This window comes from Citrobacter sp. C1, assembly GCF_014596895.2.
Classification (GTDB): domain Bacteria; phylum Pseudomonadota; class Gammaproteobacteria; order Enterobacterales; family Enterobacteriaceae; genus Citrobacter; species Citrobacter gillenii.
The window spans coordinates 3,516,586-3,529,569 of the sequence record NZ_CP115035.1; the positions used below are offsets into that span (position 1 = coordinate 3,516,586).

12 protein-coding genes are annotated in these 12,984 nt (G+C 54.0%); 9 read left to right on the plus strand and 3 right to left on the minus strand.

Features of this window, described 5'->3' with window-relative positions; genetic code table 11:
- The first annotated feature begins 14 nt into the window (after positions 1-14).
- The 7 genes from modE to gpmA all read left to right on the plus strand — a co-directional run bounded on the left by modE (position 15) and on the right by gpmA (position 8,193).
- The gene (modE, locus tag IB214_RS17030; protein ID WP_096757798.1) at positions 15-803 is read left to right on the plus strand and encodes a molybdenum-dependent transcriptional regulator; all 789 of its coding nucleotides are present in this window, start codon (positions 15-17) and stop codon (positions 801-803) included.
- Between the two features lie 67 nt (positions 804-870).
- Positions 871-2,343, plus strand: coding sequence for a molybdate ABC transporter ATP-binding protein ModF (modF, locus tag IB214_RS17035; RefSeq protein ID WP_117341653.1), 1,473 nt, complete (start codon positions 871-873; stop codon positions 2,341-2,343).
- A 618-nt stretch (positions 2,344-2,961) separates the two neighbouring features.
- On the plus strand, positions 2,962-3,978 hold the full coding sequence (gene galE, locus IB214_RS17040; protein ID WP_117341652.1) for a UDP-glucose 4-epimerase GalE: 1,017 nt from the start codon (positions 2,962-2,964) through the stop codon (positions 3,976-3,978).
- A 9-nt stretch (positions 3,979-3,987) separates the two neighbouring features.
- On the plus strand, positions 3,988-5,034 hold the full coding sequence (galT, locus tag IB214_RS17045) for a galactose-1-phosphate uridylyltransferase (RefSeq protein WP_117341651.1): 1,047 nt from the start codon (positions 3,988-3,990) through the stop codon (positions 5,032-5,034).
- A gap of 3 nt (positions 5,035-5,037) precedes the next feature.
- Complete coding sequence (galK, locus tag IB214_RS17050; RefSeq protein ID WP_115259026.1) at positions 5,038-6,186, plus strand: galactokinase; 1,149 nt, start codon at positions 5,038-5,040, stop codon at positions 6,184-6,186.
- Positions 6,180-7,220, plus strand: a complete 1,041-nt coding sequence (galM, locus tag IB214_RS17055) for a galactose-1-epimerase (protein WP_117341650.1) — start codon at positions 6,180-6,182, stop codon at positions 7,218-7,220. The genes galK and galM overlap by 7 nt, the downstream gene beginning before the upstream one ends.
- A gap of 220 nt (positions 7,221-7,440) precedes the next feature.
- Positions 7,441-8,193: a 2,3-diphosphoglycerate-dependent phosphoglycerate mutase gene (gene gpmA / locus IB214_RS17060; protein WP_096757810.1), complete on the plus strand. Its 753-nt coding sequence runs from the start codon at positions 7,441-7,443 to the stop codon at positions 8,191-8,193.
- A gap of 118 nt (positions 8,194-8,311) precedes the next feature.
- Here gpmA and aroG read toward each other — a convergent pair whose 3' ends face one another.
- On the minus strand, positions 8,312-9,364 hold the full coding sequence (gene aroG, locus IB214_RS17065; RefSeq protein ID WP_115259029.1) for a 3-deoxy-7-phosphoheptulonate synthase AroG: 1,053 nt from the start codon (positions 9,362-9,364) through the stop codon (positions 8,312-8,314).
- A 317-nt stretch (positions 9,365-9,681) separates the two neighbouring features.
- Between aroG and IB214_RS17070 the strand changes: the two genes are divergently transcribed.
- Together IB214_RS17070 and zitB are read left to right on the plus strand one after the other, a co-directional pair.
- Positions 9,682-10,056: a YbgS-like family protein gene (locus IB214_RS17070; protein ID WP_117341648.1), complete on the plus strand. Its 375-nt coding sequence runs from the start codon at positions 9,682-9,684 to the stop codon at positions 10,054-10,056.
- Between the two features lie 113 nt (positions 10,057-10,169).
- The gene (gene zitB / locus IB214_RS17075) at positions 10,170-11,111 is read left to right on the plus strand and encodes a CDF family zinc transporter ZitB (protein ID WP_117341647.1); all 942 of its coding nucleotides are present in this window, start codon (positions 10,170-10,172) and stop codon (positions 11,109-11,111) included.
- On the opposite strand, the gene pnuC is transcribed toward zitB, so the two are convergent.
- Entirely contained in the window at positions 11,108-11,827 is a 720-nt protein-coding gene (gene pnuC, locus IB214_RS17080; protein ID WP_117341646.1) for a nicotinamide riboside transporter PnuC, read from the minus strand. The genes zitB and pnuC overlap by 4 nt on opposite strands.
- Before the next feature lie 25 nt (positions 11,828-11,852).
- Positions 11,853-12,896 carry a quinolinate synthase NadA gene (gene nadA, locus IB214_RS17085; RefSeq protein WP_117341645.1) on the minus strand — a complete coding sequence of 348 codons (1,044 nt, stop codon included), beginning with the start codon at positions 12,894-12,896 and terminating at the stop codon, positions 11,853-11,855.
- Positions 12,897-12,984: the final 88 nt, after the last annotated feature.

Sequence of the window (12,984 nt, forward strand, 5' to 3'; positions counted from 1 at the left end):
GCCAGGAGCTTGATATGCAGGCCGAAATCCTTCTTACCCTGAAACTTCAGCAAAAGCTGTTTGCCGATCCCCGCCGCATTTCGCTGCTTAAGCACATTGCGCTTTCCGGCTCTATTAGTCAGGGCGCGAAGGATGCGGGCATCAGTTATAAAAGCGCCTGGGATGCCATCAATGAGATGAACCAGCTCAGTGAGCAAACGCTGGTAGAGCGCGCCACCGGCGGCAAAGGCGGCGGCGGCGCGGTATTAACCCGCTATGGCCAGCGCCTAATCCAACTTTACGATTTGCTGGCACAAATTCAGCAGAAAGCGTTTGATGTCCTGAGCGACGACGACGCCCTGCCGCTGAACAGTTTGCTGGCAGCCATCTCCCGTTTTTCACTACAAACCAGCGCCCGTAACCAGTGGTTTGGCACCATTACCGCACGCGACCACTCTCAGGTTCAGCAGCATGTTGATGTCCTGCTGGCCGATGGCGAAACGCGGCTGAAAGTCGCGTTGACGGCGCAAAGTGGCGAACGTTTAGGGCTGGATGAGGGTAAAGAAGTGCTGGTCCTGCTGAAGGCGCCGTGGGTGGGGATCACCCAGGACGACGCTATCGCCCAGGCGGCTGATAACCAACTACAGGGGACCATCAGCCATATTGAGCGCGGCGCCGAACAGTGCGAAGTGTTAATGGCGCTGCCCGATGGCCAGACGCTGTGCGCCACGGTTCCGTCGGAAGACGCCGCGACGCTGCAAGAAGGCGCTAACGTCACCGCGTATTTCAACGCCGACAGAGTGATTATCGCCACGTTGTGTTGAGTCGATTGACATCGGCTCGCAGAACACGTATCCCTGTTGTTCATTGCTGCAAAACATGGGATATAAAATGTCATCGTTGCAAATTTCGCAAGGCACGTTTCGTCTGAGCGACACAAAAACGCTCCAGTTGAATACGTTGACGTTGAACGCGGGGGATAGCTGGGCGTTTGTCGGTTCTAACGGCAGTGGGAAATCCGCGTTAGCGCGTGCGCTGGCGGGGGAATTGCCGCCGTTAAAAGGCGAGCGCCGCTGTCAGTTCACGCGTATCACCCGACTCTCCTTTGAGCAGTTGCAACAACTGGTCAGCGACGAATGGCAGCGTAATAACACCGATCTCCTCAGCCCCGGCGAAGACGACACCGGACGCACGACGGCAGAAATCATTCTCGATGAAATCAAAAATCCAGCGCGATGCAAAGCGCTGGCGCAGCAGTTTGGCATTACGCATCTGCTCGACAGGCGTTTCAAATACCTCTCTACCGGCGAAACACGTAAAACCCTGCTTTGTCAGGCGCTGATGTCGGAACCGGAATTGCTGATCCTGGATGAACCGTTTGACGGACTGGACGTTGCGTCACGTCATCAGTTAGCGGATTTGCTCGCCACGTTGCATCAGGCAGGTATTACGCTGGTGCTGGTCCTCAACCGCTTTGATGAGATTCCAGAATTCGTGCAGTTTGCTGGCGTCCTCGCGGATTGCACCCTGACTGAAACCGGCGAGAAAGCCGGTTTACTGCAACAGGCATTGATAGCCCAGCTTGCGCATAGCGAACAACTGGCCGGGATTACATTACCCGAACCCGATGAACCCTCTGTTCGCCGTACGTTGGCCGATCACGAGCCGCGTATTGCGCTCAACGATGGCGTGGTCTCGTATAACGATCGCCCTATTCTGCATCACTTGAGCTGGCAGGTGAATCCAGGCGAACACTGGCAAATTGTCGGCCCAAATGGCGCGGGGAAATCCACCCTGCTCAGCTTAATCACCGGCGATCACCCACAGGGTTACAGCAACGCACTGACGCTGTTTGGTCGTCGTCGCGGCAGCGGTGAAACCATCTGGGATATTAAAAAACACATTGGCTATGTCAGCAGCAGCCTGCACCTCGAGTACCGCGTCAGTACCACGGTACGCAACGTGATCCTCTCCGGTTATTTTGATTCGATCGGTATCTACCAGGCGGTTTCTGACCGGCAGCGTAAGCTGGTACAGCAGTGGTTAGACATTCTGGGCATCGATAAGCGTACTGCCGACGCGCCGTTTCACAGCCTTTCCTGGGGTCAGCAGCGACTGGCGCTGATTGTTCGCGCGCTGGTTAAGCACCCTACTCTGTTAATCCTCGATGAACCCTTGCAGGGGCTGGATCCGCTGAATCGCCAGTTGATCCGCCGTTTTGTTGATGTGCTGATCGGCGAAGGTGATACCCAGTTGCTGTTCGTTTCTCACCACGCCGAGGATGCACCAGCCTGTATTACGCATCGACTGGAGTTTGTGCCTGACGGCGAGATCTATGGCTATCGACAAACGTCCCTGGAATAATAAACATGTTATTTCAGGCAAGCTGTTCCGTTCACCTCATGTATATAGCTTCTCCGATGCCACACTACCCGTGAACGGGTAAAGGGCGTTCTCCGCCACGCCCTTTACAATCCCGGCTCCCGGCGGGAAAATTGCCACTTAGTGGTCCCCTCCGCTAATTCCTCCAGGCTACCGGGCCGGGCGCGAGGAAGCGTCCATGCAAAACGCGCCCTGAACCCGCATCCCTGCGGGTTCTCCCGGCCTTACGGAAACTCGTCGGCAATTTTCAGCCGGACCAGCCCACACCTAACCACCGGTGTTGTTATTTGAACTTACCTGAACAGAGAAATTAATTTGACTGAAAGTCAGAGCGCTGAAGCGACATCCTGCTCCGGGCTAATACATTTTCCATACATGTCTAACTGACGTGCTGTACGCATTGGACGCCCATTTTTTTACCTGCTTTTTCGGATAAATGGCGCAGTCGTGAACAAACCCTATGATTTACAATTAAAAAAATGGTGGTAAACGGTGAAAACACTGAAGTGTAAACGATTCCACTAATTTATTCCATGTCACACTTTTCGCATCTTTGTTATGCTAGGATCATTCCATACCATAGGCTTAACGGAGCGAATTATGAGAGTATTGGTTACAGGTGGTAGCGGTTACATCGGAAGCCACACGTGCGTGCAGTTACTGAAAAACGGTCACGACGTAGTGATCCTTGATAACCTCTGCAACAGTAAGCGCAGCGTACTGCCCGTTATCGAGCGTTTAGGCACGAAGCATCCGACCTTCATTGAAGGGGATATCCGCAACGAAGCGCTGATCACCGAAATTCTCCACGATCACGCCATTGATACGGTCATTCACTTTGCCGGTCTGAAGGCCGTAGGTGAGTCTGTTGCCAAACCGCTGGAATACTACGACAACAACGTCAACGGTACCCTGCGTCTGGTAAACGCGATGCGCGCCGCCAACGTCAAGAACTTCATCTTCAGCTCCTCAGCCACAGTCTATGGCGATCAGCCGCAAATTCCTTACGTTGAATGCTTCCCAACCGGAACCCCGCAAAGCCCGTACGGCAAAAGCAAACTGATGGTCGAGCAGATCCTGACCGATCTGCAAAAAGCCCAGCCAGAGTGGAGCATCGCGCTGCTGCGCTACTTCAACCCGGTTGGCGCACATCCGTCAGGCGACATGGGCGAAGATCCGCAGGGCATTCCCAACAACCTGATGCCTTACATTGCTCAAGTTGCCGTTGGCCGCCGCGAGTCGCTTGCGGTATTTGGCAACGACTACCCTACCGAAGATGGTACCGGCGTTCGCGATTACATCCACGTGATGGATCTCGCCGACGGGCACGTTGTCGCTATGGAAAAACTGGCGGGTAAACAAGGTGTGCATATTTATAACCTCGGCGCGGGCGTCGGCAGCAGCGTACTGGACGTGGTCAACGCCTTCAGTAAAGCCTGTGGTAAACCGATTAACTACCATTTTGCACCGCGTCGTGACGGCGATCTTCCCGCCTACTGGGCAGATGCCAGCAAAGCCGATCGCGAATTAAACTGGCGCGTAACCCGCACGCTGGACGAAATGGCACAAGACACCTGGCACTGGCAGTCACGCCATCCGCAAGGATATTCGGATTAAGGACACGTCATGACGCAATTCAATCCTGTCGATCATCCACACCGCCGCTTTAACCCGCTTACCGGGCAGTGGATCCTCGTCTCACCACATCGCGCCAAACGCCCCTGGCAAGGGGCGCAGGAGACACCGTCTAAGCAGGTTCTCCCTGCACATGACCCGGACTGCTTCCTGTGTGCAGGTAACACGCGCGTAACCGGTGATAAAAACCCGGATTACACCGGCACCTACGTCTTTACCAATGATTTTGCCGCGCTGATGTCCGACACCCCGGACGCACCGGACAGTCACGATCCGTTGATGCGCTGTCAGAGTGCACGTGGAACCAGCCGTGTCATTTGCTTCTCACCCGATCACAGCAAAACGCTGCCGGAACTCAGCGTGCCTGCGCTGACGGAGATTGTGAAAACGTGGCAGATGCAAACGGCCGATCTGGGGAAAACCTATCCCTGGGTACAAGTGTTTGAAAATAAAGGCGCAGCGATGGGGTGCTCGAACCCACATCCGCACGGTCAGATTTGGGCCAACAGCTTCCTGCCCAATGAAGCAGAGCGTGAAGACCGCCTGCAAAAAGAGTATTTCGCTGAGCAAGGCAAACCGATGCTGGTCGATTACGTCCAGCGTGAACAGGCAGACGGCAGCCGCACGGTGGTGGAAACCGAGCACTGGCTGGCGGTCGTGCCTTACTGGGCGGCATGGCCGTTTGAAACGCTGCTACTGCCTAAAGCACATGTGCTGCGTATTACCGATTTGACCGACGCGCAGCGTGCCGACCTGGCGCTGGCGCTGAAGAAACTGACCAGCCGTTACGACAATCTGTTCCAGTGTTCTTTCCCTTATTCCATGGGCTGGCACGGCGCACCGTTTAATGGCGAAGAGAATCAACACTGGCAGCTGCACGCACATTTTTATCCGCCTCTGCTGCGTTCCGCAACCGTGCGTAAATTTATGGTCGGTTATGAAATGCTGGCGGAAACCCAGCGCGACCTGACGGCAGAACAAGCCGCCGAGCGTTTGCGTGCGGTCAGTGACATCCATTTTCGCGAATCCGGAGTTTAAAAAATGAGTCTGAAAGAAAAAACACAATCTCTGTTTGCTGAAACATTTGGCTACCCTGCCACCCATACGATTCAGGCGCCCGGTCGCGTCAACCTGATTGGCGAACATACCGACTATAACGACGGCTTCGTTCTGCCTTGCGCCATCGACTACCAAACCGTGATCAGCTGTGCGACGCGTGACGATCGCATCGTGCGCGTGATTGCCGCTGACTACGAGAATCAGGTTGATGAGTTTTCTCTCGACGCGCCGATTATCGCCCATGACAGCCAGCAGTGGTCGAACTATGTCCGCGGCGTGGTAAAACACCTGCAAAAGCGTAATAGCGCCTTTGGCGGTGCCGATCTGGTGATCAGCGGCAATGTACCGCAGGGCGCTGGCTTAAGCTCCTCAGCGTCGCTGGAAGTGGCGGTCGGCACCGTGTTCCAGCAGCTTTATCACCTGCCGCTCGACGGCGCGCAGATTGCCCTGAACGGTCAGGAAGCCGAAAACCAGTTCGTCGGTTGCAACTGCGGCATCATGGATCAGCTGATTTCCGCGCTGGGCAAGAAAGATCATGCGCTACTGATCGACTGCCGTACGCTGGGTACCAAAGCGGTCTCCATGCCTGAAGGTGTCGCCGTGGTGATCATTAACAGTAACTTTAAGCGTACGCTGGTCGGCAGTGAGTACAACACCCGTCGCGAGCAGTGCGAAACCGGCGCGCGCTTCTTCCAGCAGCCCGCGCTGCGTGATGTCAGCCTTGAGGCATTCAACGCCGTCGCCCATGAGTTGGACCCGATCGTCGCCAAACGCGTCCGCCACGTGATCACCGAAAATGCCCGTACCGTGGAAGCCGCTGATGCCCTGGCAAAAGGTGACCTGCTGCGCATGGGCCAGTTGATGGCGGAATCTCACGCCTCCATGCGCGATGACTTTGAAATTACCGTGCCGCAAATTGATACCCTGGTGGAGATCGTCAAAGCGACCATCGGCTCCCAGGGCGGCGTGCGCATGACCGGCGGCGGCTTCGGCGGCTGCATTGTGGCGCTGATCCCTGAAGCGTTGGTTCCTGCGGTACAGCAGGCTGTCGCTGCGCAGTACGAAGCGAAAACCGGTATCAAAGAAACCTTCTATGTGTGTAAACCTTCACAAGGAGCCGGACAGTGCTAAACGAAATTCCCGTCATGGCCCCCGATGGCCAGCCGTTTCGTCTGCTGACCCTGCGTAATGACGCAGGGATGGTGGTCAACCTGATGGACTGGGGCGCAACGCTGTTGTCGGCCCGCATTCCTCTGAGCGATGGTAGCGTGCGTGAAGCATTGCTCGGCTGCGCCAGCCCGGAGCAATATCCTGATCAAGCTGCGTTTCTGGGGGCATCGATTGGCCGCTACGCGAACCGTATCGCCAACAGCCGTTACACCTTCGCTGGTGAAACCATTGAATTACTGCCAAGCCAGGGTGAAAACCAGCTGCACGGCGGGCCGGACGGTTTCGATAAACGTCGCTGGCAGATAGTGAATCAGAATGATCGTCAGGTGCTGTTCGCACTGACCTCTGACGATGGCGACCAGGGTTTCCCTGGCCACCTTTGCGCGACAGCGCAGTATCGCCTGACCGACGACAATCGCATTTCAATCACCTATCGCGCGACGGTCGATAAGCCCTGCCCGGTGAATCTGACCAACCACGTTTATTTCAACCTCGACGGTGATAAAACCGATGTCCGCCAGCATAAGCTGCAGATCCTCGCCGACACGTATCTGCCGGTTGATGCGATGGGTATCCCACACGAGGGTCTAAAGCCAGTGGCGGGCACTTCTTTTGACTTCCGTACGCCAAAAGTTATCGCCAGCGAATTTCTGACCGATGACGATCAGCGCCACGTAAAAGGTTACGATCACGCCTTCCTGCTACAGGCACAAGGTGATGCCCGTAAGCCGGTCGCGCTGCTGTGGTCGCAGGATGAAAAATTGCAGATGGAGGTCTACACCTCGGCCCCGGCTTTGCAATTCTACTCCGGGAATTTCCTCGGCGGCACGCCGTCCCGTGGTCCAGAGGCGTACGCCGACTGGCAAGGTCTGGCGCTGGAAAGCGAGTTTCTGCCGGACAGCCCGAACCATCCGGAATGGCCGCAACCGGACTGCTTCCTGCGCCCGGGCGAAGAGTACGCCAGCGTGACGGAATACCGGTTTATTCCGGCCTGACGACTAACCATGACGAGTCCAGTATCGGGCTCGTCGTTTATTGCCCCCCCAACCTGCTCAAAGCCTCACCACCAAAAGTCAAAATCGCAACCTTGAATTCACAAGAACCTTACACTGTGCAGCTATTTTCGCTATGGTTATGCGTAAGCATTGCCGCTGACGCATTACGGCAATATAATGAGAACTATTATCATTCAATATGGTTTATAGGAGTGAGTGTATGGCTGTAACTAAGCTGGTTCTGGTACGTCACGGTGAAAGTCAGTGGAACAACGAAAACCGCTTTACCGGTTGGTACGATGTTGATCTGTCCGAGAAAGGCGTAGGCGAAGCAAAAGCGGCGGGCAAACTGCTGCGAGAGGAAGGCTACAGCTTCGATTTTGCTTACACTTCTGTGCTAAAACGTGCCATCCACACCCTGTGGAACGTACTGGATGAACTGGATCAAGCGTGGCTACCGGTTGAAAAATCCTGGAAGCTGAACGAACGTCATTACGGCGCTCTGCAGGGTCTGAACAAAGCCGAAACCGCTGAAAAATACGGTGACGAGCAGGTTAAACAATGGCGTCGTGGCTTCGCGGTAACACCGCCGGAACTGACCAAAGATGACGAACGCTATCCGGGGCACGATCCGCGTTATGCTCAACTCACTGACAAAGAGCTGCCGGTTACCGAAAGCCTGGCGCTGACCATCGAGCGTGTTATCCCTTACTGGAACGAAACCATTCTGCCGCGCATGAAAAGCGGTGAGCGCGTGATTATCGCTGCTCACGGTAACTCCCTGCGTGCGCTGGTGAAATACCTGGATAACATGGGCGAAGATGAAATTCTGGAACTGAACATTCCGACCGGCGTACCGCTGGTGTATGAGTTCGACGAAAACTTCAAGCCGATCAAACGTTACTATCTGGGTAATGCTGACGAGATCGCGGCAAAAGCGGCCGCCGTTGCCAACCAGGGTAAAGCGAAGTAATTTCTTCGCTGAATATAAAAAAGCGCGGATTATCCGCGCTTTTTTTATTTCGCCGCTACCAGGCAGTCTGCGCAGAAAAGCCTGATGGCGCTACGCTTATCAGGCCTACGAGACTCGGTTAGCCGCGACGCGTTTTGACCGCGTTTGCCAACTGGCGTAACACCGCATCAGTATCTTCCCAGCCAATGCAGGCATCGGTAATGCTCTTACCGTAGGTCAGCGGCTCGCCGCTATCCGGATTCTGATTACCTTCAACCAGATGACTTTCAATCATCACGCCAATAATCGCTTTCTCACCGCCAGCAACCTGTCCGCAAACGTCTTTCGCGACATCCATCTGCTTTTTAAACTGCTTGCTGGAGTTTGCATGGCTAAAGTCAATCATCACCTGCGGGGACAGACCTGCTTTAACCAGCCCTTCCTTCACGTCTGCAACGTGCTGAGCACTGTAGTTTGGCTCTTTACCACCGCGCAGAATGATATGGCAGTCGCCATTACCACTGGTATTCACAATGGCTGAATGACCCCATTTGGTCACCGACAGGAAACAGTGCGGCGCGCCAGCGGCGTTGATGGCATCAATGGCCACTTTGATCGTACCGTCGGTCCCGTTTTTAAAGCCAACCGGGCAGGAAAGACCGGATGCCAGCTCACGGTGAACCTGTGACTCAGTCGTGCGTGCGCCAATAGCCCCCCAGCTCATCAGATCGGCCAGGTACTGTGGGGTGATCATATCAAGGAATTCACCCGCTGCTGGCAAGCCGCTGTCGTTAATATCCAGCAGCAACTTACGCGCAATGCGCAGGCCATCGTTGATCTGGAAGCTGTTATCCATATGCGGATCGTTGATCAGCCCCTTCCAGCCTACGGTGGTACGCGGCTTTTCAAAATAGACGCGCATGACGATTTCAAGCTCGTCTTTAAGCTCATCACGCAGCGCCAGCAGGCGAGCGGCATAGTCTTTGGCGGCTGCCGGATCATGAATCGAGCACGGCCCGATCACAACCAGTAAGCGATCGTCGCTGCCTTTCAGAATTTTATGAATCGCTTTGCGGGCGTGAGCAACCGTATTTGCGGCATTTTCAGTAGCAGGGAATTTTTCCAGCAGTGCGACCGGGGGGAGTAACTCGTTGATCTCTTTAATGCGTAAATCGTCGTTCTGATAATTCATGATTATTCCAGCGTTGCCATACTTATATAAATGAATGCAATCCCTCCAATCTATATCTTCAGTTCTAAAGTGTAAACGGGGTTTTACACTTTGGACGGATTAATCCTGGAATAAGCCAAAAAAACGCAATAAAGTAGCGATAAAAGAGATCCAAACTACAATTTATAACTGCAACAGCTTATTTTTTTATTAATTTCAATATTCTATGCTGGTTTTAATTTTCATACTGAAATAGTTAACTACCTTCTGAGGATTTAACTGGCACATGCACTGTTGGAAGAGGTTATCCGACATATCGACCATAACAGGAGCATATTATGCAAATGACAAAGCTGGCCTCACTCTTTCTTACTGCCACTCTTAGCCTCGCCAGCGGCGCGGCGTTGGCTGCAGACGCAAACACGCAGTCAAATAACGGTCAGGCGAATTCTTCGGCGGATGCCGGGCAAACCGCACCAGACGCACGCGAGAACGTGGCACCGAATAATGTCGACAACAACAACGTTAATTCGGGCGGCACCATGCTCCATCCGAACGGTTCATCAATGAATCATGAAGGGATGACCAAAGACGAGATGCACAAAAACTCAATGTGCAAAGACGGTCGTTGTCCGGATATCAACAAGAAGGTAGAGACCGGAAACGGTATCAACAATGACGTAGACACCAAAACCGACGGCACCACCCAGTAAAGCTAAAAATATGGCTAATAATGGGAGAGCAAAAGCTCTCCTTTTTAATTTTGTCAGCCCAAACCCGGTATGATGTCATACAGTAATGATGAGAATAACAAAGGGATGACATTATGGCGCACTCACATACCCCCACTTCCCCTGACCTGCCCAAAGATAATAACGCCCGTCGACTGCTGTTCGCCTTCTGCATTACGGCGGGATTTATGTTCGTGGAGGTGGTCGGCGGGATCCTGTCAGGCTCGCTGGCGCTGCTGGCGGACGCCGGCCATATGCTGACAGATGCAGCCGCTCTGCTTTTTGCACTGCTGGCTGTCAGGTTTGCTCGCCGACCGCCGACCATCCGACACACGTTCGGCTGGCTGAGGCTCACGACGCTGGCCGCGTTTGTGAACGCTATCGCGCTAGTGGTGATCACCATTTTAATCGTCTGGGAGGCGATAGAGCGCTTCTATACCCCACGACCGGTAGCTGGCGGCATGATGATGGTGATTGCCGTGGCAGGTTTACTGGCTAACGTTCTTGCCTTTTGGGTGCTGCATCGCGGGAGCGAGGAGAAGAACCTCAATGTTCGCGCCGCGGCCTTGCACGTAATGGGCGATTTACTGGGGTCGGTTGGCGCGATCATCGCGGCGTTGATCATCATCTGGACTGGCTGGACGCCAGCGGATCCGATCCTGTCGATTCTGGTTTCCGTGCTGGTACTGCGTAGCGCCTGGCGGTTATTGAAAGATAGCGTGAACGAATTACTCGAAGGCGCACCGCTGTCACTGGATATTCCCGCGCTACAGCGCCACCTCAGCCGGAATATTCCTGAAGTTCGCAACGTGCACCATGTGCACGTCTGGATGGTGGGTGAGAAACCGGTGATGACGCTACATGTGCAGGTGGTTCCCCCGCACGATCACGACGCATTGCTGGAACGCATTCAACATTTCCTGACGCATCATTATCAGATTGAACACGCAACGATCCAGATGGAATATCAGCCATGCAACGGACCGGACTGCCACCTGTATCAGGGACTGTCCGGCCATTCACATCACCATCACTAATGGGAGAGCGCGCGTGAGCCACGTTCGCGCGCGCTGTTCATCCACATCCTGCTGCCGTTAAGCGCAATAACGGTGAGGATCATGTATTCCAGCGACATCGCATACACGCCTTGTAGGGCGAAGATCACCACGCTGATGACGTTAATGATCACCCACAGCAGCCAGTTTTCGACGTATTTCCGCGTCATCAGGATCATCGCCGCAATCGACAGCACCATCATGCAGGAATCCCAGAACGGGAATGCATCGGGTTGCAACTCAGGTGCGGCAACCTGTAATCCCAGCCCTTGCATAATGTTCACGGCCATACGGGTCAGAAACGCGAAGACCGGATCGATAAATACCGTCATCAGACCAATCGCCACCACGCAAGCCGCCAGCCAACCTAGCGCTTTCGGCAGCGGCAGCCAGCGAATTTTCAGCTCAGCCTCATGTTGGCTGGTTTGCCGGGACCAGGCATACCAGCCGTAGATATTGGCGGCAAAAAAGAACACCTGTAATAACAGGCTGGCGTAGAGTTGGATCTGAAAGAAGATGATCGCAAACAGCGTGACGTTTATCAGACCAAAGACGTAGTTGCTGATTTTCTCAAGGCTTGCCAAACCAATGCACAGTAAACCGGCAACGGTCCCCACTGCTTCAATCCATGACAGGTCGTATCCCCCCGCGCCAATCGGGATATGAACCAAAATATTCTGCGTGCTAAAAAAATCCATCTTTTCCCCCAGAGCAATAATTTATTTAAGCTCGTAGTGTAGCCGCAAATTCCAGCATGCGGTTTAACGGCAATAGTGCCCCTTCTCGCAGCGCGTCATCAACCTGTATCTCATGGGCTGCCCCACCTTGCTCAAGGCCCTCTGCAATCGCTTTGAGGCCGTTCATCGCCATCCACGGGCAATGCGCACAGCTGCGACAGGTTGCCCCTTCGCCGGCAGTCGGGGCTTCAAGCAACTCTTTGTCCGGCACAGCCTGCTGCATTTTGTAAAAAATACCCCGGTCAGTCGCCACGATAAGCTGCTTATGCGGTAACGTTTTTGCCGCGTTGATGAGCTGACTCGTCGACCCCACGGCATCGGCCATATCGACTATTGATTGAGGCGATTCAGGGTGTACCAGCACGGCTGCGTCGGGATATAACCCTTTCATGCGCGTTAATGCCTGTGTTTTGAATTCGTCATGGACGATACAGGCCCCTTGCCAACAAAGAACATCGGCTCCGGTCTGTTTTTGCACGTAGTTGCCCAAATGCTTGTCCGGAGCCCAGATGATTTTTTCACCTAAACTATCCAGGTGCTCAATAAGTTCAACCGCAATGCTGGATGTCACCACCCAGTCCGCACGCGCTTTCACTGCCGCCGACGTGTTGGCATACACCACGACGGTACGGTCAGGATGCGAATCGCAAAATGCACTGAATGCGTCGATTGGACAGCCCAGGTCTAAGGAACATTCCGCCTGCAGCGTTGGCATCAAAATGGTCTTTTCCGGGCTGAGGATTTTAGCCGTTTCGCCCATAAATCGGACCCCAGCCACCAGCAGCGTCGAGGCCGAATGCTTTGAGCCAAACCGCGCCATCTCCAGCGAGTCAGAAATGCATCCACCGGTTTCCTCAGCCAGCTGTTGGATCTCTGGGTCGGTATAATAGTGCGCCACCATCACAGCATCGCGCTCTTTTAGCAGGCGTTTGATTTTCTCGCGATAAAATTGTTTTTCATCTTCGCTCAGCGGCAGCGGCTTAGGCGGAAACGGATAAATTGCGGCTTCAGGGTCAAACATCACGCTCATCATGCTTTCTCGTTTTACTGGCTTAACGAAATAACCGAGTAAAAGCGTGACGTACGCCATAATCGGTTAGATTTGTTTTATATGCTAA

Excerpts from the sequence above, each read along its gene's own strand:
- nadA (WP_117341645.1), bottom strand. The coding sequence starts at position 12,896 with ATGAGCGTGATGTTTGACCCTGAAGCCGCAATTTATCCGTTTCCGCCT.
- galK (WP_115259026.1), top strand. The coding sequence starts at position 5,038 with ATGAGTCTGAAAGAAAAAACACAATCTCTGTTTGCTGAAACATTTGGC.
- modF (WP_117341653.1), top strand. The coding sequence starts at position 871 with ATGTCATCGTTGCAAATTTCGCAAGGCACGTTTCGTCTGAGCGACACA.
- zitB (WP_117341647.1), top strand. The coding sequence starts at position 10,170 with ATGGCGCACTCACATACCCCCACTTCCCCTGACCTGCCCAAAGATAAT.
- galE (WP_117341652.1), top strand. The coding sequence starts at position 2,962 with ATGAGAGTATTGGTTACAGGTGGTAGCGGTTACATCGGAAGCCACACG.
- pnuC (WP_117341646.1), bottom strand. The coding sequence starts at position 11,827 with ATGGATTTTTTTAGCACGCAGAATATTTTGGTTCATATCCCGATTGGC.
- IB214_RS17070 (WP_117341648.1), top strand. The coding sequence starts at position 9,682 with ATGCAAATGACAAAGCTGGCCTCACTCTTTCTTACTGCCACTCTTAGC.
- gpmA (WP_096757810.1), top strand. The coding sequence starts at position 7,441 with ATGGCTGTAACTAAGCTGGTTCTGGTACGTCACGGTGAAAGTCAGTGG.
- galT (WP_117341651.1), top strand. The coding sequence starts at position 3,988 with ATGACGCAATTCAATCCTGTCGATCATCCACACCGCCGCTTTAACCCG.
- modE (WP_096757798.1), top strand. The coding sequence starts at position 15 with ATGCAGGCCGAAATCCTTCTTACCCTGAAACTTCAGCAAAAGCTGTTT.
- aroG (WP_115259029.1), bottom strand. The coding sequence starts at position 9,364 with ATGAATTATCAGAACGACGATTTACGCATTAAAGAGATCAACGAGTTA.